22 protein-coding genes and 1 tRNA gene are annotated in these 19,156 nt (G+C 70.4%); 10 read left to right on the top strand and 13 right to left on the bottom strand.

Annotation, left to right across the window (positions count from 1 at the left end; genetic code table 11):
- The first annotated feature begins 73 nt into the window (after nucleotides 1–73).
- Nucleotides 74–147, top strand: a tRNA-Pro gene (locus ACZ63J_RS30970).
- A 174-nt stretch (nucleotides 148–321) separates the two neighbouring features.
- Here ACZ63J_RS30970 and ACZ63J_RS30965 read toward each other — a convergent pair.
- Together ACZ63J_RS30965 and ACZ63J_RS30960 are read right to left on the bottom strand one after the other, a co-directional pair.
- Entirely contained in the window at nucleotides 322–1,185 is an 864-nt protein-coding gene (locus tag ACZ63J_RS30965) for a trypsin-like serine peptidase (protein ID WP_465408150.1), read from the bottom strand.
- A 191-nt stretch (nucleotides 1,186–1,376) separates the two neighbouring features.
- Nucleotides 1,377–1,757 carry a VOC family protein gene (locus tag ACZ63J_RS30960; protein ID WP_465408152.1) on the bottom strand — a complete coding sequence of 127 codons (381 nt, stop codon included), beginning with the start codon at nucleotides 1,755–1,757 and terminating at the stop codon, nucleotides 1,377–1,379.
- Between the two features lie 106 nt (nucleotides 1,758–1,863).
- Between ACZ63J_RS30960 and ACZ63J_RS30955 the strand changes: the two genes are divergently transcribed.
- The gene (locus ACZ63J_RS30955; protein ID WP_465408154.1) at nucleotides 1,864–2,394 is read left to right on the top strand and encodes a hypothetical protein; all 531 of its coding nucleotides are present in this window, start codon (nucleotides 1,864–1,866) and stop codon (nucleotides 2,392–2,394) included.
- Complete coding sequence (locus ACZ63J_RS30950; RefSeq protein WP_465408156.1) at nucleotides 2,379–3,296, top strand: hypothetical protein; 918 nt, start codon at nucleotides 2,379–2,381, stop codon at nucleotides 3,294–3,296. Before ACZ63J_RS30955 ends, ACZ63J_RS30950 begins: the two co-directional genes overlap by 16 nt.
- 179 nt (nucleotides 3,297–3,475) lie before the next feature.
- On the opposite strand, the gene ACZ63J_RS30945 is transcribed toward ACZ63J_RS30950, so the two are convergent.
- Nucleotides 3,476–3,829 carry a hypothetical protein gene (locus tag ACZ63J_RS30945; protein WP_465408157.1) on the bottom strand — a complete coding sequence of 118 codons (354 nt, stop codon included), beginning with the start codon at nucleotides 3,827–3,829 and terminating at the stop codon, nucleotides 3,476–3,478.
- Nucleotides 3,830–4,235: 406 nt separating this feature from the next.
- Nucleotides 4,236–5,015, bottom strand: a complete 780-nt coding sequence (locus ACZ63J_RS30940; RefSeq protein WP_465408158.1) for an NAD(P)H-binding protein — start codon at nucleotides 5,013–5,015, stop codon at nucleotides 4,236–4,238.
- Nucleotides 5,016–5,082: 67 nt separating this feature from the next.
- On the opposite strand from ACZ63J_RS30940, the gene ACZ63J_RS30935 reads away from it, so the two are divergent.
- Nucleotides 5,083–5,466 carry a winged helix-turn-helix transcriptional regulator gene (locus tag ACZ63J_RS30935; protein WP_465408160.1) on the top strand — a complete coding sequence of 128 codons (384 nt, stop codon included), beginning with the start codon at nucleotides 5,083–5,085 and terminating at the stop codon, nucleotides 5,464–5,466.
- Here ACZ63J_RS30935 and ACZ63J_RS30930 read toward each other — a convergent pair.
- From ACZ63J_RS30930 to ACZ63J_RS30920, 3 genes are all read right to left on the bottom strand, one after another.
- Nucleotides 5,463–7,034, bottom strand: coding sequence for a carbohydrate-binding protein (locus ACZ63J_RS30930; RefSeq protein WP_465408162.1), 1,572 nt, complete (start codon nucleotides 7,032–7,034; stop codon nucleotides 5,463–5,465). The two genes, ACZ63J_RS30935 and ACZ63J_RS30930, sit on opposite strands and share 4 nt — an antisense overlap.
- A 116-nt stretch (nucleotides 7,035–7,150) precedes the next feature.
- Nucleotides 7,151–7,600 carry a nuclear transport factor 2 family protein gene (locus ACZ63J_RS30925; protein ID WP_465408164.1) on the bottom strand — a complete coding sequence of 150 codons (450 nt, stop codon included), beginning with the start codon at nucleotides 7,598–7,600 and terminating at the stop codon, nucleotides 7,151–7,153.
- Nucleotides 7,601–7,605: 5 nt separating this feature from the next.
- Nucleotides 7,606–8,481 (bottom strand): LLM class F420-dependent oxidoreductase, encoded by an 876-nt coding sequence (locus ACZ63J_RS30920; protein WP_465408166.1) that lies wholly within the window; start codon nucleotides 8,479–8,481, stop codon nucleotides 7,606–7,608.
- Nucleotides 8,482–8,629: 148 nt separating this feature from the next.
- Here ACZ63J_RS30920 and ACZ63J_RS30915 point away from each other — a divergent pair, with 148 nt between their 5' ends.
- Together ACZ63J_RS30915 and ACZ63J_RS30910 are read left to right on the top strand one after the other, a co-directional pair.
- Nucleotides 8,630–9,448 carry a hypothetical protein gene (locus tag ACZ63J_RS30915; protein WP_465342397.1) on the top strand — a complete coding sequence of 273 codons (819 nt, stop codon included), beginning with the start codon at nucleotides 8,630–8,632 and terminating at the stop codon, nucleotides 9,446–9,448.
- Between the two features lie 24 nt (nucleotides 9,449–9,472).
- Nucleotides 9,473–10,312 (top strand): type 1 glutamine amidotransferase domain-containing protein, encoded by an 840-nt coding sequence (locus tag ACZ63J_RS30910; RefSeq protein ID WP_465408168.1) that lies wholly within the window; start codon nucleotides 9,473–9,475, stop codon nucleotides 10,310–10,312.
- Here ACZ63J_RS30910 and ACZ63J_RS30905 read toward each other — a convergent pair.
- Together ACZ63J_RS30905 and ACZ63J_RS30900 are read right to left on the bottom strand one after the other, a co-directional pair.
- Nucleotides 10,300–11,109, bottom strand: coding sequence for an Fpg/Nei family DNA glycosylase (locus tag ACZ63J_RS30905; RefSeq protein ID WP_465408170.1), 810 nt, complete (start codon nucleotides 11,107–11,109; stop codon nucleotides 10,300–10,302). The genes ACZ63J_RS30910 and ACZ63J_RS30905 overlap by 13 nt on opposite strands.
- Nucleotides 11,109–11,582 carry a ribose-5-phosphate isomerase gene (locus ACZ63J_RS30900; RefSeq protein ID WP_465313230.1) on the bottom strand — a complete coding sequence of 158 codons (474 nt, stop codon included), beginning with the start codon at nucleotides 11,580–11,582 and terminating at the stop codon, nucleotides 11,109–11,111. Before ACZ63J_RS30900 ends, ACZ63J_RS30905 begins: the two co-directional genes overlap by 1 nt.
- Before the next feature lie 45 nt (nucleotides 11,583–11,627).
- Here ACZ63J_RS30900 and ACZ63J_RS30895 point away from each other — a divergent pair, with 45 nt between their 5' ends.
- Together ACZ63J_RS30895 and ACZ63J_RS30890 are read left to right on the top strand one after the other, a co-directional pair.
- Nucleotides 11,628–12,350, top strand: coding sequence for a 2-phosphosulfolactate phosphatase (locus ACZ63J_RS30895; RefSeq protein ID WP_465408172.1), 723 nt, complete (start codon nucleotides 11,628–11,630; stop codon nucleotides 12,348–12,350).
- On the top strand, nucleotides 12,347–13,156 hold the full coding sequence (locus ACZ63J_RS30890) for an MBL fold metallo-hydrolase (protein ID WP_465408174.1): 810 nt from the start codon (nucleotides 12,347–12,349) through the stop codon (nucleotides 13,154–13,156). The genes ACZ63J_RS30895 and ACZ63J_RS30890 overlap by 4 nt, the downstream gene beginning before the upstream one ends.
- A 7-nt stretch (nucleotides 13,157–13,163) precedes the next feature.
- On the opposite strand, the gene ACZ63J_RS30885 is transcribed toward ACZ63J_RS30890, so the two are convergent.
- Nucleotides 13,164–13,784 carry a mycothiol-dependent nitroreductase Rv2466c family protein gene (locus tag ACZ63J_RS30885; protein ID WP_465313233.1) on the bottom strand — a complete coding sequence of 207 codons (621 nt, stop codon included), beginning with the start codon at nucleotides 13,782–13,784 and terminating at the stop codon, nucleotides 13,164–13,166.
- 160 nt (nucleotides 13,785–13,944) lie between these two features.
- On the opposite strand from ACZ63J_RS30885, the gene pepN reads away from it, so the two are divergent.
- A complete protein-coding gene (gene pepN / locus ACZ63J_RS30880; protein WP_465408213.1) occupies nucleotides 13,945–16,512 on the top strand; it encodes an aminopeptidase N in 2,568 nt (855 codons plus the stop codon).
- A gap of 388 nt (nucleotides 16,513–16,900) precedes the next feature.
- On the opposite strand, the gene ACZ63J_RS30875 is transcribed toward pepN, so the two are convergent.
- Both ACZ63J_RS30875 and ctaJ read right to left on the bottom strand, forming a co-directional pair.
- On the bottom strand, nucleotides 16,901–17,389 hold the full coding sequence (locus ACZ63J_RS30875) for a DUF5130 family protein (protein ID WP_465408176.1): 489 nt from the start codon (nucleotides 17,387–17,389) through the stop codon (nucleotides 16,901–16,903).
- Nucleotides 17,376–17,630 carry an aa3-type cytochrome oxidase subunit CtaJ gene (gene ctaJ / locus ACZ63J_RS30870; protein ID WP_465313236.1) on the bottom strand — a complete coding sequence of 85 codons (255 nt, stop codon included), beginning with the start codon at nucleotides 17,628–17,630 and terminating at the stop codon, nucleotides 17,376–17,378. The genes ACZ63J_RS30875 and ctaJ overlap by 14 nt, the downstream gene beginning before the upstream one ends.
- Before the next feature lie 278 nt (nucleotides 17,631–17,908).
- On the opposite strand from ctaJ, the gene ACZ63J_RS30865 reads away from it, so the two are divergent.
- The gene (locus tag ACZ63J_RS30865) at nucleotides 17,909–18,280 is read left to right on the top strand and encodes a hypothetical protein (protein ID WP_465408178.1); all 372 of its coding nucleotides are present in this window, start codon (nucleotides 17,909–17,911) and stop codon (nucleotides 18,278–18,280) included.
- A 104-nt stretch (nucleotides 18,281–18,384) separates the two neighbouring features.
- Here ACZ63J_RS30865 and ACZ63J_RS30860 read toward each other — a convergent pair whose 3' ends face one another.
- On the bottom strand, nucleotides 18,385–18,882 hold the full coding sequence (locus tag ACZ63J_RS30860) for an HNH endonuclease (RefSeq protein WP_395926704.1): 498 nt from the start codon (nucleotides 18,880–18,882) through the stop codon (nucleotides 18,385–18,387).
- Between the last annotated feature and the right edge of the window lie 274 nt (nucleotides 18,883–19,156).

Below are 19,156 nucleotides of genomic sequence, written 5' to 3'. Positions count from 1 at the left end.
GAGGGACCCGGGTGCGTGGCCAGCTTAGCGTGACCCGCTACTCTGATCACACACCCCCCTCAGGGGGTGGGACCGGGATGTGGCGCAGCTTGGTAGCGCATCCGCTTTGGGAGCGGAGGGTCGCAGGTTCAAATCCTGTCATCCCGACGACGAGGGCTGGATCTGCGGATTCAGCCCTTTTTCGTGTCGGCGGATCCGGCTCGGGAGCCGGCACAGCGCTTGGTGACACTTCGCCTCGTGGCGCCGGACCTGTCTCCGGCGCGATCGGCGCGCCGGAGACAGACTTCGTCGTCCCCGTCGGTGTCTGGTTCCACCCGGTGACTACGAGTTCGCCAGCTGCCACATCCCGAGCACATCGTTGTCGAAGTAGGGCGAGATGACCTTGCCGTCACCGCCGGTGCTGATGACGCCGTTAACGTAGCCGAGGCTGCTGCCGCCGCCGTACACCTGCAACCACGGTCCGCCACTGGCCCCCGCCTGGAAAACGCACGGGATCTTGAGCTGGTTGTCCGGCGGGATGAGCCAGCGAGCCGTCGTTCCCGAGCACACCTGCTGCGTGTTGTCCAGCCGGTAGCCCCAGACCGTGCGGTCGGCCTCGAGCGGCTGGTCGACCATGAGCCCGTTCCACGACCCGACGGCATCACCGACGTTCTGCCCGAACTCGTTGGGTCCGAGCTGGACGATCGCCACGTCCCACGCCGACCAGCCGTGGTCCTGCCAGCCGGACATCGTCACGACGCTCGTCGCCGTGAAACTGCCGAACGGCGGGTCTTCCGTGCCTCCCGGCGTGAATCCGGGATAGAACCTGATGGTGGGATACGGGCCAGTGCCGTCTCCTGGCGAGACGCAGTGGCCTGCGGTGATGATCAGGTCGTGGCGCCGGCCCGTCAGCACGCTTGCCGTGCATTCGGAGGTACCACTGTGAAAAAGCCGCCCGACGGTCGCGTTGGGCGCCGCACCGGCTGCCAAATCTTTACCAGGCAGTGTTCCCGGCAGGAGCGCCTTCGCGTCGGGTACGGATCGAGCGACCGCGCGAACCTGCCGGGCGCCGGTGGCCAGGTCGAAGCTGACCACCGCGCCTGGATCGTATTTCGCCGCGGCGCCGGATGGCGGCGCGGCACACAGCGACCCCGTGAGCAGAAGGGCGGCAGTGAGCGCAGCCACCTTCGCGAGTGATGCGGACATTCTCGTGCCTCCAGTTTCCGCGGGGCTTGGGAACCCCGGGAACTCACTGTGTGTCCGCCCTCGCCTGCTGATCAAGACGTTGCCCGAGAACCTGCACCCAGGTCCGCGTCAACGGGCACCGGCACGGCGGGGCTGGGCAGTCACCGACGACGAGTAGCGGTCGGTGACGCTCGCCGATCGACCGGCTCGGCTCAGGCGACGCAGAACTCGTTGCCCTCCGGGTCCAGCATCATCACGTAGTCGAGGTTCTCCCCGTCACGCGCCTCACGCACCACCGTCGCCCCGGCGGCCACCAGCTCCGGCACCTTCGCGCCGATCAGCCGTCCCCGCTCCGCCTTGTCCCACGGACCCCGGCCGGCGACTCGAATGTCCAGGTGCAAGCGGTTCTTCACCGTCTTGCCCGACGCCTTCACAAAACCGATCGTCGGGCCCACGCCGGACGGGTCGATGATCGAGGCGTTGTCGGGCTTGTCGAATCCCGGCTCCGGCACGTAACCCAGTGCCAGCGCCCAAAAACCTGCCGTGCGCTCGACGTCTTCGGCGTCGCACACCAGCGTCCAGTAGGCAGCCATGGGTCGACCGTACGGGGCGAAGGCTCGGCGGACGTCTCCTGAAAAGCCTGATCTTGTTGTATTTTCCCGCCTTCTCCCGACTCATCTCACGGAGAGGTGGTGTCCGATGCCCAGAGCGATCCCCTCGCTCGTCCTCGTCGCCGTGGTGGTCGCGGCCTGTGGACGTGCTCCCGAACCCAGCTCCGCCCCGCTCTCCAGCGCGTTGGCGCTGGTCCCGAGCACCGCGACGACCGCGGAAGCCCCCACGACCACCACCGCCGTCCCGGTCTCGAGCGCCACCGCACCACCGACGCACGCCCCCACTTCGGCCGCGACGACGACCGCGAAGCCCCCGGCAAAGACGACAGCAGCACCGCCGCCACCGCCGAAGCCGCCGGATCGGTGGGTGCTCGGCTCCGGGGACCGGCGCAGCATCGAGCAGATGACCGGGCAGCCCTTCGCCGACTTCGCCGTCGACGACTTCTACCGCAAGATCTGCCCCGCGCACGACGCCTGCATCAAGAACGCCTTCCGGGTCGACCCCACCCTGGGCCAGGACGACGTCGACTGCCTGGTCGGCGGCAAGGAGATCCCGGACCCGCTCTTCGAAGGAGGCACGGTCACTTGGGTCGTCAACAACCTGTGCGACCCCGCCTGACCGCGCGCCGCCTGGCCGGGCGGCCGGCGCCCGTCGGCAGCGAGGCGCCGTCGCGAGCGCTGAAGGTGTTCAGCTCCATCCTCGCGCCGACCACCGTGCTGACCGCCCTGCTCTTCTACTTCGGGACGCAGCACGCCAACGCCTTCTGCCGGTGGTTCGGCGTCCACTACTCGGTGCTCGGCCTGTCGGTGTCCGACTACCTGATCCGCGCCAGCGACGGGATGACCGTGCCCATCACCGCGGTCGCCGCCGTCGGGCTCGCCGCGCTCTGGACGCACCGGTTCCTGGAAGCGCGGCTGTCCCCGAAGGCCTGGCAGACGCTGCTGCGCCGGGCCGTGCCGGTGCTCGCCGTGGCCGGTGTCGCGCTGGTGGGCCTCGGCCTGACCGGCCTCGCCGCGCCGGCCCTGCTGTACCGGTTCCCCGGCCTGCCCGGCCTCTGCATCGCCGTCGGGTTCACGTTCTTCCCGCTGGCCGACCGCCTGCACCAGGCCCGCACCGGCCGCCGCGGCTCCCCGACGGCGGCCGTCGTGCAGTGGACGTTCACCTTCGTGCTCGTCACCGTCGGCTCGTTCTGGGCGGTGACGGACTACTCCGCTGCGGTCGGGGAGCTGCGGGCCTACGAGTACGAGGTCGCGCTGCCGAAGATGGCCGAAACCGCGGTGTTCAGCGGCAAGGACCTCGGCGTCCGGACGCGCGGGGTGCGGATCACCCCGTGCGCGCCGGACGCCCAGTACCGCTTCCGCTACGACGGCCTCGTGCTGGTCCTGCAGGCGGGCGGGACGTCGCTGCTGCTGCCCCGCGAGTGGAATCGCGCCGACGGCACGGCGATCCTGCTCCCGTCCTCGGCCGACGTCCGCCTGGAGTTCGCGCCGAACGGCACAACTCGCGACCACATCTGCTGAGCAGCGAACCAACATATGAGCCGCGACGCTAGGAGCAGCGACCCCACTGGCAACCGTGCCGGGCGGGCGGTCGCCGCAGGTGCTCAGCTTCTTTGCACCAGGCACACTTCGATTTACCGGCTTTCACGCATGCGCACATTTCCTACCTCCACGATTCGATCACAGAAGCCGCCTTGCCACTACCTCGCCGGAACAGTTCCCGCCGCCGGAACATTCAGTTCGGGCACCGCCCGCCGATATCCGATGCGGAAGATCTTCCGCATCTGCCGCCCCTCGAAGGAGGTTGCCGCTTTCCAAGGACAGCGCGACAGGCCGACCACGGACAGCGCAACCCACGTCACCAGTACCGGAAGCCAGTACAACGACTTCAGCCACATGAGGAAGAAGAAGATCGGGTTGCGCAGCAGGAACTCGTGCCACGTGACACCCTCCTCCTGCTTGATACCGGTCAGGCCGGCACGTCGGGAATAGACCGCCCAGCTGGCGAAGACGCCTACTAGGTAGGCAAGTCCAAAAAAGGTTGCCGCGTTCATGATTGCCCTCCGAGGCCGATCTGGTGGCACCGAACTTCGGACAAGTCGCCGCGACACCGGTCGCTGTTACGGTTGACGGCGCAAATTTTCTTCCGCCGGTCACCGCGGTCACGAGTCCGCATCGCTTCACTCGTCCCGAAACACCAACCGGTTCCGGATCGATTGATCCACCGAAAGTCGACCGACCAGCACCACGGAAGGAAGAGCGAAATGCCGAGAAACCCCGAGACCGCACCCGAAAAATCCGGCGAACAGAAGCCGAAGGAACGGCGCGATCTGAGCAAGGAACTCGGAAGTGCGGCGCTGAAGAACACCGTCCAGCGAGACGGCAAGCCCCGCCGTTAACGCCGCTCGGCCGGAGCCGCCTGGTCTCTGATCGCATTCTCCGGGCGGCGCCGGCCAGTCGTCACTTGAACGCCGCCGCGGTGCGCGCCACCCAGTCGGCGAACGGACGCGGTGGGCGGCCCAGCACCGCTTCGACGTCGGGACTCACCCGCTGCTCCGCCGCCGTCGGGGTGCCGAGGATGCCCAGCGTCGCGTCCGCGACCTCGGGCGGCATGAAGCCCAGCATGCCCGCACGCGCCTCGTCCCGGGTCAGCGGAACGAACTCGACCGGCTCTCCCACCGCTTCGCCGATGGCCGCCGCTTGCTCGCGCGGGGTCACCGGGGCCGGGCCCGTCAGCTCGTACGTCCGGCCCGCGTGCGAGGCGTCGAGCAACGCCGCGGCCGCCACCGCCGCGATGTCCGCCGGGTCGATCACCGGCAGGGCCACGTCGCCGAACGGGGCGGCGAGCGTCCGGGAGGTCCGCACGCTTTCCGCCCACTGCAACGCGTTCGACGCGAACCCGCCCGGACGCAGGATCGTCCACTGTAAACCCGAGGCGCGCACCGCGTCTTCGAAGAACGCCGGATGCCGTCCGGTTCCGACCCCCTGCGACGACAACAACACGACTCGCGCCCCTGCCGCCTGCTCCAGCACCGGTTCCAAGGGACCTCGGAAGTCGCCCGGCAGCAACAAGAACACCGCCGATGCCCCTTCGAAAGCCGGACGCAGCGTCGCCGCGTCTGACAGATCCCCCGGCACCGGCCCCCGGCGGGACACGGCCCGCACTTCTTCCCCTGCCGCCGTCAAAGCTTCGACCAGCGGTCGTCCGACGTTTCCCGTCGCTCCAGTCACTACGATCATGCGGACGACGCTACATTCCGACATATAGTAGGTACCTAGAGGAAAGTATTGGCTGGAGGCCCCGAACGTGACCGGAACCACACCCGAGCTGGCCTGTCCGATCGCCCCGGTGGTCGACATCGTCTTCAGCCGCTGGACCACCCCGATCCTGTGGACGCTCAAGGAGTACGGGCGGCAGCGGTTCGTGGAGCTGGAGCGCCGCATCGCGACGATCAGCCCGAAGGTGCTCACCCAGCGGCTGCGGCAGCTGGAGCGCGACGGCCTCGTCGTGCGCACCTACCACCCGGAGGTCCCGCCGCGGGTGGAGTACGAGATCAGCGAGCTGGGCCGCAGCCTCGGCCCGCTGTTTGCGTCGTTGTCCGAGTGGTCGGGCAACCTCGAGCACGTCGAAGCGGCGCGGCAGGCCTACGACGCACGCAGTTCGTCGAGTTCGGCCGCCGCCCGCCACTAGGGCGAAACGTCCAGGTAGTCCAGGTTCGCCGGGCCGTCGGCCGTGGTCGCGGTGACGCGGATCGTGTGGGGACCCGCGCCGAGGCCGAGCGTGCGTGTCACCGTGCTCCACGTCGTCCACGCACCCGTCGGCGGGAACGGCACCGCCGCGGCCACCACCGTGCCGTCGACCGCGATGTCCACCGGGCGCGCCGCCGCCGTGCCGTTCGCGTAGCCGAACGTCACCGCCGACGCCGGTCCCGGCACCTGCCACTCGACGTAGCTGCCGGAAGCGTTGGCGCCGTTCGCGAAGCCCGTCCCGGAGAAGCCCGCGTGGTTCGAGTCGATCGTGCCGCCCGCCGAGAGCGTCGCGGACTCGGCTTCGTAGCGCGTCGAGGAGCCGGCGCCGCGGGACACGCGGTACAGCACGGTCGCGTGCGACGGCACCGAAGCGCTGATCGAACCCGAAGTCGTCCGGGTTGCCTTGCTCCACAGGTCTTTCAGCGAGTACGACGACGCGCTGCCGATGCCGGTCGCGGCCGCCGTCGTGCTGATCGTCGCCGTCGAGCCGGTTTCGTTGGACAGCGCCACCGCGCGGTCGCCGTCGGCGAGCACCTTGCTGTAGACGACCAGGCCGCCGCTGGCGCTCAGCACGGTCGCCTGCTTGCCCAGCGGGTCCTGGTCGAGCGCGATCACGTCGGTGTTCTTCAGGATCGAGAAGCTGTCGTCGGACACCTTCCGCAGGTCACTGCCGATCAGCAGCGGCGCCGCCATCATCGCCCAGAGGCTGAAGTGCGTGCGGTACTCGGCCGCCGTCATGCCGCCGTTGCCGACCTCCAGCATGTCCGGGTCGTTCCAGTGGCCGGGGCCGGCGTACTGCGCGAGACCGCGGTTCGTCTGAGCCTTGCCGATCATGCTCGACCACTTGTCGGAGATGTCGCCGGTGGTGCGCCACAGGTTGCCGACCGGCGCGGCCCACGTCCAAGGCTTGTTCTGGCCCCACTCGCAGATCGAGTACGCGATCGGGCGGCCCGACTTCGCGAGCGCGTCCCGCATCGCCTTGTAGCGCTGCTGCGCGTCGACACCCTGGTTGTTGCAGTTGTCGTACTTCAGGTAGTCGACACCCCAGCTCGCGAAGAGGTTCGCGTCGGCCTGCTCGTGGCCGAGCCCGCCGGGGAAGCCCGCGGTGTTGCAGGTCTTCGTGCCGGCGCTGGTGTAGATGCCGAACTTCAGGCCCTTCCCGTGGACGTAGTCGGCGAGCGCCTTGATGCCGTGCGGGAAGCGCGCCGGGTCGGGGACGAGGTTGCCTTTCGAGTCCCGGCTCGGCAGCGCCCAGCAGTCGTCGACGTTGACGTAGGTGTATCCGACGTCTTTGAGCCCCTTGCTCACGAAGATGTCCGCGATGCCCTTGATCATCGTCTCGGTGAAGTCGGCTTTGCACTGCGTGGAGTTCCAGTTGTTGAACCCCATCGGCGGGGTGCGCAGCAGCCCGTTTTCCAGGGCGGACGCGGGGGTCTGGGTCAGGACGGTGCCGCTGGCCGCGAGCGCGAGCGCGGCGGCCGCGACCGCCGTTCGCCGGAGAAAGGACATGCTGGCTCCCTGGTGAAGACATCAGAGGTCTACACCAGTTAGTAAAGAGACCTGCCTAAGCCGGAGTCAAGAGATCATGTATCAGATATGAGATTGGGTTGCCGCTGGCCGGGACGTCACTCCTCCTCGACCTGCCGCGCCGTCGCCATCGCGCGCTCGGTCTCCCAGAACGCCCGCATCGACCGGATCAGCCCGTCCTCGCCGACGCGGTAGACGAACACCCCGTCGGTGTCGACGCGGTAGCCACCCGGCAGGTACGTCGTGATCGTGCCGACGTTGGCGCACTCGTCCCCCGCCGCGTGGGAGTCGCGGATGGTGAACTCGAAGCGCTCGACGTTGCCGATCGTCATGTCCCAGAACGCGCTGATGCCGTCCGGGCCGTGGTGGCCCTTGCCCTCGGCGTCGCACATCGACGGCCCGACCGGGTCCTCGACGACGGCGTCCGGCGCGAACAGCGCCAGCCAGGCGTCCTTATCCCCCGCCGTCACCGCGGTCATCGACGCGAACGCCGCCCGCCGCGCCGCCGGCTGCTCCCGCTCGGTGTCCCAGCTGACCTGCACACCCATGCCCGTCACTCCTCGAACTTCGCGATGATCTCGGCCCCGAACTTGTGGATCGCTTCGAGCTTGGGCTCGACCGGCGCGTCGAACCCGACGCCGTCGAACACCCACGGCATGGTGATGATGTCGGTGACGCCGGCCTCGGCCTGCTCGCGGTAGCCGTCGAGGCCGAACTTGTCGATGCAGACGGCCTGGTACTCGAACGGGTCGTCCGCGCGGCCGCGCTCGGCCAGCAGCTCCTTGATCCGGGCGATGGTGGTGCGCAGCTCCTCGAGCTTCATCATCGCCGACGACCAGCCGTCGGCGACGCGGGCCGCGCGCTTCAGCGCGACTTCGGTGTGGCCGCCGATGTAGAACGGCACCCGCTTCGGCGGCGCCGGGCTCATCTGGATCTTGTCGAAGTCGTAGAACTCGCCGTGGTACTCGACCATGCCGCCGTCGAGGATCAGCCGGAGGACGTCGATGGCCTCGTCGACACGCTTGCCGCGCCGCTCGAACGGGACGCCGCAATACTCGAACTCCTGCGGCAGCCAGCCGACGCCGAGCCCGAGCCCGAAGCGGCCGCCGGTGAGCACCGACGCCGAGCCGACCTGGCGCGCCAGCAGCACGGGGTTGCGCGAGCCGAGCTTCAGCACGGAGGTGTAGAACTCGATGCGGCTGGTGACCGCGCCCATCGCGGCGGTCGCCACGAGCGGGTCCACCCAGGGGGTGTCCGCGGTCCAGAACCGGCTGCCGTCGGGGGTGTACGGGTAGTCCGTGTCCACCGTCTCGGCGTAGAAGAGCGAGTCCGGCAGGGCGATGGAGGCGAAACCGGCCTCTTCGGCGGCCCGGGCGAGCTCGCCCAGCTGATCGAGGGGGTTCATCGCGATCGACAGGGTGAACTTCATAGCGTTGAACTATAACGTGTTCTAGTTTCCTCGGCCAGGTGGAACGGTGTGCCGGATCACTCGCCGGGAACCCTCCGCGTAACGTCCGCGTTGTCCGAATCAAAGGTGACTTCCGGTCACCGAGGCCCGAACTTCTGGGAGTTGGTCCATGGGCACCGCGATCTTCCTGATCGTGCTCGTCGTCGTGATCGTCGGTGGCGGCCTCTACTTCTCGCGGCAGCGCGCCGCGGCCCGGCAGCGGGAGCTCGACGACGCCAAGGCCGACGCGCGGCGGCTCGTCGAGCGGCTCGGCGGTCAGGTCCTCAACATCAGCGGCAACGACACCGCCTCGCAGCAGGCGATGGCCGACGCGGCCGAGCGCTACAACGCGGCCGGCTCGCAGATGGAGCAGGCCCGCACGATCGAGCAGGCCCGGCTGGTCAAGGACACCGCCGTCGAGGGCCTCTACTACGTCCGCGCCGCGCGGGTCGCGATGGGCATGGACCCCGGCCCGCAGCTGCCGGAGGAGGCCGAGCGCGAGCGCGCCGGCAAGGTGACCGAGCGCCGCGACGTCGACGTCGAGGGCCAGCACTACGCCGCTTCGCCCGACGCCGGCCAGGACACGCCGTACTACTACCCCGGCGGCCGTGTGGCCGGCCGGCCGGTGCCGCAGGGCTGGTACAGCGAGCCGTGGTGGAAGCCCGCGCTCGTCGCCGGCGCCTGGGGCCTCGGGTCGATGTTCCTGTTCAGCGCGATGTTCTCCGGCATGGGCGGCATCGCCAGCGCGTCGGCCTGGGAGTCGGGCTACGACGCCGGCCAGCAGGACGCGCTCGAGTCCGGCGACGCGGGCGGCGACGGTGGTGACGGCGGAGGCGACTTCGGCGGCGACGGCGGCGGAGACATGGGCGGCGGCGACTGGGGCGGCGGCGGTTTCGACGGTGGCGGCTTCGATGGTGGCGGTTTCGACGGCGGCGGTTTCGACTTCTGATCACCGGCTGGCATCCTCTGGCGCATGGCGACTGTCCTGATCCCGGTCCCGGCGCGGGATGCCGACCCGTCCGAGGTGGCGGTGAGCCACGCGGTGCTCACCGCCGCCGGGCACACCGTGCGGTTCGCGACGCCGGACGGCGCGCAGGTCACCTGCGACGAGATCATGGTCACCGGCGAGGGCCTCGACCTGTGGAGCCGGGTGCCGGGCCTGCGGAAGTTCACCGCGCTCGGCCGCGTGCTGCGAGCCGACGAAGCCGCGCGTGACGCCCACCGCGCGTTGCTCGAGGATCCGGCGTGGCGGTCGCCGTCACGCTGGGACGAGGTCGAGCTGGAAGACGGCCTGCTGCTGCCCGGCGGGCACCGCGCCCGCGGCATGCGCGAGTACCTCGAAAGCCCCGTGCTGCAGGGCGTCGTCGTCGAAGCGTTCCGCCGGGACCTCCCGGTCGCGGCGATCTGCCACGGCGTCCTGCTCGCCGCGCGCAGCGTCGACCCGGACACCGGCCGCTCGGTCCTGCACGGCCGCACGACGACGGCCCTGACCTGGCAGCTGGAGCGCACGGCCTGGCGGCTCGCGCGGCGGACCCGGTTCTGGGACCCGGACTACTACCGCACCTACCGCGAGGACCCCGGGCAGCCCGAGGGGTACATGTCGGTGCAGCAGGAGGTCACGCGCGCGCTGGCCCCGCCGGCGGACTTCCGCGACACGACCGACCGCGTCCAGGCGAGCGGCCGGGCCCGCGACCGGCTCGACGACGAGCGTCCGGCGTTCGTCGTCGAGGACGGCAACTACGTCTCAGCGCGCTGGCCCGGCGACGTCCACACCTTCGCGAAGGCGTTCGCGAAGCGGCTTCAGGCCGGCTGACAGGTGGGGCACCAGTAGAGGTTCCGGCCCACCAGTTCCGACGTCAGCACCGGCGTCCCGCACACCAGGCACGGCTCGCCGGCGCGGCGGTAGACGTACACCTCGCCACCGTGGCGGTCGACGCGCGCCGCGCGGCCCATCACCTCCGGCAGGTGCTCCGGGCGGACCGTGTCGATGCGGCCGACACGGACGCCGTCGCGCATCAACGTCACCAGGTCGGCCCAGATGTCGTCCCACAGCGCCCGGTCGAGCGCGCGGCCCGGCGTCATCGGGGCGACGCCGTGGCGGAACAGCACCTCGGCGCGGTAGACGTTGCCCACCCCGGCCAGCACGGCCTGGTCCATCAGGAGCGCGGCGACCGAGACCTTCGACTTCGAGATCCGCGCCCACGCCTTTTCCGGCTTCGCGTCGCGGCGCAGCGGGTCGGGGCCGAGACGGCCCTTGATCGCGTCGGCCTGGGCCGGGTCGAGCAGCTCACACGTGTTGGGCCCGCGCAGGTCCGTCCACTGTGTCCGGCCGACGAGCCGCATCCGGACCGCGCCCACCGGCGGCGGCGCCGGAACCTTGCCCTCGCCGAAGATCCCGATCAGGCCCAGGTGGATGTGGACGATCCCGTGCGGGCCGTAGTCGTGGAAGAGGTGCTTGCCGTACGCCTCGGCGCCGACGAGCACCTGACCGTCCAAACGGGACGCTTCGGCGGCGAACCGGCCCTGCGGGCTGCTCACCTCGACCGGCGCGCCGGCGAACCGGCGCTTGTGCAGCCGCGCGAGCCGGTGGAGCGTGTGCCCCTCGGGCATCAGGCCTCCGGCAGCGCCGGCGGCGTCCCGGTGCGCTCGTAGTCCAGCAGCTGCTGGACGCGGCGGGCGTGGCGCTCCTCGGGCGAGACGTCGGTCGCCAGGAACGCCTCGACGATCTCGGTGGCCTGCTCGACGGTGTGCATCCGGGCGCCGACCCCGATCAGCTGGGCGTGGTTGTGCTCGCGGCACAGCTTGGCCGTCTCGACGCTCCAGGCCAGGCCGGCCCGCGCGCCGGGCACCTTGTTCGCCGCGATCTGCTCGCCGTTGCCCGAGCCGCCGACGACGATGCCGAGGCTGCCTTCGTCGGCCACCACGCGCAACGCCGTCTCGACGCAGAACGCCGGGTAGTCGTCGGCCGCGTCGTAGACCCGCGGGCCGATGTCGGTGACCTCGTGGCCCTGCTTCTCCAGGTGAGCCACCAGGTGGTTCTTCAGCTCGAAACCGGCATGGTCGGATCCCAAGTAGACACGCACGGCTGGGAGTCTGCCACCCCGTCCGGTTTCGGGCATGCTCCGGGGGTGGGCATCTGGGAGCAGTCCGGCTACGACGTCCGGCTCGACTGGGGCGGCGAAGGCGTCGCCGCGCTCGGCCGGGAGTGCGCCGTGCTGGTGGTCGTCGACGTCCTTTCCTTCAGCACCACGACGGATCTCGTGGTCGGCCGCGGCGGCCGGGTGCTGCCGGTGCGGTGGCGCGACGAGCGCGGCGTGGCGCAGGCGCGAGCGGCCGGCGCGGTGGTCGCGGGTGAAGGCGCGTTCACCCTCAGGCCGTCTTCTGTGACGGAAATCCCGCCGGGAACACTGCTCGCGCTCCCCTCGCCCAACGGCGCGACGCTCTGCGAAGCCGCCGCGACGACCGGCGCCCACGTGCTGACGGGCTGCCTGCGCAACGCTTCCGCCGTCGCGGTCAAGGCACGGGACCTGGGCGGCCCGATTGGCCTGGTCGCCGCCGGGGAACGCTGGGGCGTGAACATCTTCGGCGACGGCGGCACGTTCGGGCCGCTGCGCCCGTGCGTCGAAGACCAGGTCGGCGCGGGCGCGATCGCCGCCGCGCTGGCCGGGCACGGCCTCTCGCTGTCCCCCGAAGCCGCGCTCGCCGCCCGATCGGTGGACGTCGGCGCGCTGGCGTCCTGCGTCTCCGGCCGGGAGCTGACCGAATCGGGGCACGGCGCCGACGTCACGCTGGCCGCGCGGCTCGACGTGAGCGATGCTGCACCCGTCCTGAGCGAAGGAGTACTGGCATGAGCGGGCACTGGATCGAGGTCGCCGACGGGGTGCACGCGCGCCGGTACGAGGAGCTGGACCTCACCGTCGGGCTGGTGGTGGGCGCCGAGCGCTGCCTGGTCGTCGACACGCGCGGTGACCTCGAGCAGGGCGCCGAGCTGGCCACGGCGGTCCGCGAGCTGACCTCGCTGCCCTGGTCGGTGGTGTACACGCACGCCCACTTCGACCACACCTGGGGCACCGAGCGGTTCACGCCCTGCCCGGTCTGGGCGCACGAAGGCTGCCGCGCCGAGCTGACCGAGTACGCGGAAGACGCCCGCGCGAAGTGGATCGCCTACTACCGGCAAGAAGGCAAGGCGGCGACCGCCGACGCCATCGCGCGCACCACGTTCGTCGTGCCTGACCACCTGTTCACCGACCGGACCGAACTCGACCTGGGCGGCCGGACCGCCGTCCTGCTGCACCCCGGCCGCGCCCACACCGACCACGACGTCGTGGTGCACGTGCCCGACGTCGACGTGCTCTTCGCCGGCGACGTCGTCGAGAACGCCGAACACGGCTTCAGCGCGTTCTCCTTCAGCACCGAATCCGACCTGACCGCCTGGCCGGACACGCTCGACACGCTCCTCGAGCTGAAGCCGCGGGTGATCGTGCCCGGCCACGGCGAGCCCGTCGACGCCGACTTCGTCCGCTACCACCGCCACGGCCTGCACGAGCTGATCGCGCTCAAGGCCGGCGTCGGGCGCGGCGAGACGACCGAGGAGGCCGCCGTGGTAGCTTCGCGCTACCCCGGCGACGTCACCTTGGCCGCTCTCGGGACGCCTTGAAGGCGTCTCAGCCGAAGTTGAGCTCGCCCGAGCGGGTGCGCTTGAGCTCGAAGAAGTCCGGGTAGCTCGCCAGCGCGACGGCGCCGTCGAACACCTTCAGCGCGTCCTCGCCCCGCGGGATCGAGCTCAGCACCGGGCCGAAGAACGCCACGCCGTCGATGTGGATCGTCGGGGTGCCGACGTCCATGCCGACCGGGTCCATGCCCTCGTGGTGGCTCTTCTTCAGGGCCTCGTCGAACTCGGTCTTGTCGGCCGCCTCGTAGAGCTCCGCCGGCGCGCCGATGGCGGCCAGGGCCTCCTTGATCACGGCGTCGCGGTCCTTGTTGCCCTCGTTGTGGTAGCGGGTGCCGAACTCGGTGTAGTAGTCCCGCAGCGCCTTCTCGCCGTTGAGCTGCGACAGCGCGACCGCCACGCGCACCGGGCCCCAGCCCTGCGACAGCAGCTTCTTGTACTCCTCGGGCAGCTCGTCCCGACCTTCGTTCAGGACCGAAAGGCTCATGATCCGGAAGTTCAGGTCGAGGTTGCGGTGCTTCTCGACCTCGAGGATCCAGCGCGACGTGATCCAGGCGAACGGGCAGATCGGGTCGAAGTAGAAATCGACCTTCGTGGGCTGCTGGGCAGCGGTCATCAGGTACTCCTGTGCGAATCAGGTCCGGTCTGGGTGCGGGCACACCCCCACACAGCGGGCCAACACCTCGGGACGCAGGCTTGTTCCCTTATCGCCCGCCACCCCGTCCCCATGATTGGATGCGGGGAGTTGAAAACCGATCCCACGACCAGAGGTGCCTGTGCCCGCCCCCAACCTGACCCGCGACCAAGCCAAGCTGCGCGCGGATCTGCTCGACGTCACCCGCTACGACATCGAGCTCGATCTGACCGACGGCCACGGCGGACCCGGGGAGAAGACCTTCGCGTCGACGACGACCGTCCACTTCTCCAGCGCCAAGGCCGGGCTGGAGACCTGGGTCGACCTCGTCGCCGACCGCGTGCACTCGGCCACCCTGAACGGCGCGGACGTCGACGTCAGCGCGTACGTCGAAGACCGCGGCCTCACGCTGGCCGGCCTGGCCGAGGCGAACGAGCTCACGGTGCGCGCCGACTGCCGGTACATGAACACCGGCGAAGGCCTGCACCGGTTCGTCGACCCGGTCGACGACAGCGTCTACCTGTACACGCAGTTCGAGACGGCCGACGCCAAGCGGATGTTCGCCTGCTTCGACCAGCCCGACCTCAAGTCGGTCTACCGGCTGACGGTGATCGCGCCGGCGGACTGGAAGGTCGTCTCGAACACGATGGCCGAGTCCACCTCCGAGACGCCGGAAGGCGCGGTCCGGACGGTGTTCAAGGAGTCCGAGCGGCTCTCGACCTACCTGGTCGCGCTGATCGCCGGCCCGTACGCCGAGTGGCGCGACGAGTACACCGACGCGCACAAGACGATCCCGCTGGGCATCTACTGCCGCGCGTCGCTGGCCGAGCACATGGACGCCGACCGGCTGTTCACCGAGACCAAGCAGGGCTTCGGCTTCTACCACGAGAAGTTCGGCACGCCCTACCCGTTCTCCAAGTACGACCAGCTCTTCGTGCCGGAGTTCAACGCGGGCGCGATGGAGAACGCCGGCGCGGTGACCTTCCTCGAGGACTACGTCTTCCGCAGCCGCGTCACCCGCTACGCCTACGAGCGGCGCGCCGAGACGCTGCTGCACGAGATGGCGCACATGTGGTTCGGCGACCTGGTCACCATGCGCTGGTGGGACGACCTGTGGCTGAACGAGTCGTTCGCCACCTTCGCGAGCGTGCTGGCCCAGGCCGAGGCGACCGAGTACAAGAACGCGTGGACCAGCTTCGCGAACATCGAGAAGTCGTGGGCCTACCGCCAGGACCAGCTGCCTTCGACGCACCCGATCGCCGCGGACATCGTCGACCTGCACGCGGTCGAGGTGAACTTCGACGGCATCACCTACGCCAAGGGCGCGAGCGTGCTCAAGCAGCTCGTCTCCTACGTCGGGCTCGACCACTTCCTCGACGGCCTGAAGGTGTACTTCGGCAAGCACGCGTGGGGCAACGCCACCCTGGCCGACCTGCTGGGCGCGCTCGAAGAGGCGTCCGGCCGCGACCTGTCGTGGTGGAGCGCGCAGTGGCTCGAGACCACCGGGCTCAACTCGCTGAGCCCGCGCTACGAGGTCGGCGCGGACGGGAAGTTCACGTCGTTCGCCGTCGTGCAGTCCGGCGCGAAGCCGGGCGCCGGTGAGCTGCGCACGCACCGCGTCGCCGTGGGCATCTACGACGAGGACGGCGGCGGCAAGATCGTCCGGACCCACCGCGTCGAGCTGGACGTCGACGGCGAGCGCACCGAGGTCCCGGACCTCGTCGGCCAGGCTGCGGGCAAGCTCGTGCTGGTCAACGACGACGACCTGACCTACTGCACGATGCGCCTCGACCCAACGTCGCTCACGACGCTGATCGACCGCGTCGCCGACATCACCGAGTCGCTGCCGCGGACGCTGTGCTGGTCGGCGGCGTGGGAGATGACCCGCGAGGCCGAGCTGAAGGCCCGCGACTTCGTCACGCTGGTGCAGCGTGGCATCCACACCGAGAGCGAGGTCGGCGTCGTCCAGCGGCTGCTGCTGCAGGCGCAGACCGCGCTGAACTCCTACGCCGAGCAGGAGTGGGCGGCCTCGACCGGCTGGCCGGCGTTCACCGCGCGGCTGCTGGAGCTCGTCCGCGGCGCCGAGCCGGGCTCGGACCACCAGCTGGCGTTCGTCAACTCCCTGGCGGGCTCGGTGCTGGACGAGGCCGCGTTGTCGGTGCTGGCCGGCTGGTTCGACGGCTCGTCGCCGCTTCCCGGTCTCACGGTGGACACGGACCTGCGCTGGCGCCTGCTGCACGCGCTGGTGGCGCACGGCAAGGCGGACGCGACGGAGATCGACGCCGAGCTGGCCCGCGACAACACGGCAACGGGCCGCCGCCAGGCCGAGCGGGCCCGGGCCCTGCGCCCGACGGCCGAGGCCAAGGCCGACGCGTGGCAGCGCGCGGTCCACGACGACGAGCTGCCCAACGCGGTCAGCGACTCGCTCATCTCGGGCTTCTCGCACCCCGGCCAGAAGGCGCTGCTGGGCTCGTACGTGGCCAAGTACTTCGAGGTGATCGACGAGGTGTGGCAGCGGCGCTCCAGCGAGCGCGCGCAGCCGATGGCGATCGGGCTGTACCCGTCGTGGGCGGTGGCCCCGGCCACGGTGACGGCCTCCGACGAGTGGCTGGCGGGCGACCACCCGCAGGCCCTGCGGCGGCTGGTGTCGGAGGGGCGCGCGGGGATCGTCCGGGCGCTCGCGGCCCGGGACTTCGACGCCCAGGCCTGAGTTTCGTTTTGGCGGCGGGCCGTGCTCCGGCACGCCCCGCCGTTCGTTTTGTCGTGGCGGCTGGGTAGGACGCAGCGTCGGAACCGGCCCGGTCCGTTTTTGGCCGGGAGGTGTGCGTCCGGACGTCGTGACCGCGGCTCGCGCGTCGCTAATGACCCATTCGAGACGCCAGACGTCCCCAATGACCCATTCGCGACACCGGAACCGAAGCCACCCGGCAAGAGGCCCCGCTCCCCTCTCCCCCGGACCGACGTGCCCGGACCGCGCATCCGGAAGCCGTGACCGCCACCCACACGTCCCCGATGACCCATTCGCGACACCGGAACCGAAGCCGCACGTAAAAGAGCCCCGCACCTCACTCGAGGTGCGGGGCTCTTTTGTGTCTACGTCAGCGGGGCGCGGGACCCGCCTGGTCGGACAGCATGCGCAGCGCGTTCACCAGGCCGTTGACGAGCCCGCGAACGAGATCGCCCTCCTTGAAGGACGCCACCATGCTGGCCACCGCCAGCTTGGCGCCGCGGTCGGGCAGGCGCTGGTACGCGAGCCGGCCCGTGACGATCTCGATCTTGCGCTCGCCGGGCGAGACCGCGATCAGGACCGCGTTGGCCGGGTCGGCCGTTGTCGCGTGCAGCTTCTCCGCCTCCGTGCGGCTGTCCTCGCCGAGCTCGCCGAGGTACACGCTGAAGTCCAGGCCGGTCTCGCGGCTCGCGAACGTCAGCGCCTCGTCGAGGCGGGCCAGCTGCCGGGTGTTGAACGGGCCGGAGGGCACCTCGGGCTCGTACATCTTGGCCGCGGACCGGCGGCCGCTGCCGGTGATCGCCTCGCCGTAGGCCAGCTCGGTCTCGTCGACCGGCTTGACCAGCTCACCAGTTGCCACGAGCGCCTCCCGCCGCGGTCGGGGCGCCCGCGGGCGCGCTGTTCTCGGCGCCGGCGTGCCGGTGCCCGTCGCCCACCCCGTCGGGGTTGGCGCTCCACCACATGGCCGGAAACTCCCACGCCTGGCCGGACCGGAACCGCGCTGCGCCGCCGGACCTGCGCCGGAGCGTCAGCAGCCCGGCGAGGCCGTAGATGGCCAGCGGGATCACGGCGAAGACCACGATCGTCTCGACAACGTTCACGGCGCTGAGCGTATCGGATGACCTCCACGACCACCGCGCGCGCCGCACTCGACCGTTCGTCGTAAGCCGGGCGCCGTCCGCCGCTTGGCTCGCGGCCGATGGAACGTTGGGGCGAAGACCGTCGGGCCGAAAGGTTGCAACTCAACGTACAGGCGGCCGCACCCGCCGCTGTCGTCTTGTTGTTGCCTTGAAATCCTCGTAGCTTTTTCACCTGTACGGGCCTTGCGCCCCGCTCCCCAGCCCCAGCAGGTAACGCACCGGTCCCAGGAGGCCTTGCCATGAACAGCGTCGACACCCCCGCACAGGCGATCACCGAGACCACCACGTCACTCAGCGACATCGAATTTGTGCCCGGAACGCGTGTGACGGCGGGCACAAGGGTTACCCGGGGTACACGCGTCACTCGCGGTACACGGGTCACGGCGGGAACGCGCGTCACCATGGGCACCCGGGTGACGGCCGGCACGCGGGTCACCCGAGGCACCCGGGTCACCCGGGGCACGCGCGTCACGATGGGCACGCGGGTGACGGCCGGAACGCGCGTCACCTGTGGCACCCGCGTCACGCGGGGCACGCGAGTCACCCGGGGCACGCGCGTCACGATGGGCACCCGCGTCACCTGCCAGAGCGACTACGCGCTCGCTGCCTGACCCCGCACCCCAGGGCCGCACGCACTACCTGAACACGCGCAAGCACCCGGCTCGCCCCGGCCGCCGCAAGGCAGCCGGGGCGCCGTTATGTCCAGGCTCGGAGACTAAGCAGCCGAGCCGAGATAGGGCCGCCAGAGCGGATCGGCCTCTTTGGAATGCGCGAGCAGCCGCCAGTGCGGGCCGTGGGGCGCCCGCGGGACGACGCGCAGCCGCCAGTTGATCTCCGAGAGCAACCGGTCCGCCTTGCGGTGGTTGCACTTGGCGCAGCAGGCGACGCAGTTGGTCCAGCTGTGAGGTCCGCCACGGCTGCGCGGGATGACGTGGTCGATCGTCTCGGCCCGCCCTCCGCAGTACGCGCAGCGGTACCGGTCGCGGTGCATCAGCCCGGCGCGGGTCAGCGGCACCTGGGCCCGGTACGGCACCCGCACGTACGTGCTGAGCCGGATCACCGAGGGCACCGGCAGCGACACCGTCGCGGCGTGCAGCTCGATGCCGCCGGGGTCGCCGTGCACCACTTCGGCCTTGCCACACATCACCAGCACGACCGCGCGGCGCAGGGGCAGCGCGGTCAGCGGCTCGAAAGTGGCGTTGAGCAGGAGCACCCGGCGCCGGCCCCAGGCCGGGGCCGCCGGATCCCGGCCTCTACTACGCTGTCCGGGCGGGCGGGTAACTCCCCCTGGGCGGTTCCCCGGCCCGGCCGGGACGGCGCCGCCGGATGCGGATCCCCCCGGGTAGGCGCGCAGAACCACCTCTGACGTCTCTTCGGCCATGGCTTGGCCGGAGACGCCGCGGGGGCTGGGTTGTCGGTCTGGCACTCGACCACCTCCAGGGGCGTAGGCATAGTCGACCACAGAACTGGTCCCCAGCGCACGTGTG

Source organism: Amycolatopsis sp. NPDC104863 (genome assembly GCF_055582965.1).
The sequence above is the reverse complement of the archived record's forward strand: the minus strand, read 5'-3'. Positions and strand labels throughout refer to the sequence as shown.

Excerpts from the sequence above, each read along its gene's own strand:
- ACZ63J_RS30930 (WP_465408162.1), bottom strand. The coding sequence starts at position 7,034 with ATGTCCTTTCTCCGGCGAACGGCGGTCGCGGCCGCCGCGCTCGCGCTC.
- ACZ63J_RS30885 (WP_465313233.1), bottom strand. The coding sequence starts at position 13,784 with ATGACCGCTGCCCAGCAGCCCACGAAGGTCGATTTCTACTTCGACCCG.
- ACZ63J_RS30890 (WP_465408174.1), top strand. The coding sequence starts at position 12,347 with ATGAGCGGGCACTGGATCGAGGTCGCCGACGGGGTGCACGCGCGCCGG.
- ACZ63J_RS30905 (WP_465408170.1), bottom strand. The coding sequence starts at position 11,109 with ATGCCCGAGGGGCACACGCTCCACCGGCTCGCGCGGCTGCACAAGCGC.
- ACZ63J_RS30925 (WP_465408164.1), bottom strand. The coding sequence starts at position 7,600 with ATGGGTGTGCAGGTCAGCTGGGACACCGAGCGGGAGCAGCCGGCGGCG.
- ACZ63J_RS30910 (WP_465408168.1), top strand. The coding sequence starts at position 9,473 with ATGGCGACTGTCCTGATCCCGGTCCCGGCGCGGGATGCCGACCCGTCC.
- ACZ63J_RS30965 (WP_465408150.1), bottom strand. The coding sequence starts at position 1,185 with ATGTCCGCATCACTCGCGAAGGTGGCTGCGCTCACTGCCGCCCTTCTG.
- ACZ63J_RS30955 (WP_465408154.1), top strand. The coding sequence starts at position 1,864 with ATGCCCAGAGCGATCCCCTCGCTCGTCCTCGTCGCCGTGGTGGTCGCG.
- ACZ63J_RS30945 (WP_465408157.1), bottom strand. The coding sequence starts at position 3,829 with ATGAACGCGGCAACCTTTTTTGGACTTGCCTACCTAGTAGGCGTCTTC.
- ACZ63J_RS30915 (WP_465342397.1), top strand. The coding sequence starts at position 8,630 with ATGGGCACCGCGATCTTCCTGATCGTGCTCGTCGTCGTGATCGTCGGT.
- ACZ63J_RS30960 (WP_465408152.1), bottom strand. The coding sequence starts at position 1,757 with ATGGCTGCCTACTGGACGCTGGTGTGCGACGCCGAAGACGTCGAGCGC.
- ACZ63J_RS30920 (WP_465408166.1), bottom strand. The coding sequence starts at position 8,481 with ATGAAGTTCACCCTGTCGATCGCGATGAACCCCCTCGATCAGCTGGGC.
- ACZ63J_RS30940 (WP_465408158.1), bottom strand. The coding sequence starts at position 5,015 with ATGATCGTAGTGACTGGAGCGACGGGAAACGTCGGACGACCGCTGGTC.
- ACZ63J_RS30865 (WP_465408178.1), top strand. The coding sequence starts at position 17,909 with ATGAACAGCGTCGACACCCCCGCACAGGCGATCACCGAGACCACCACG.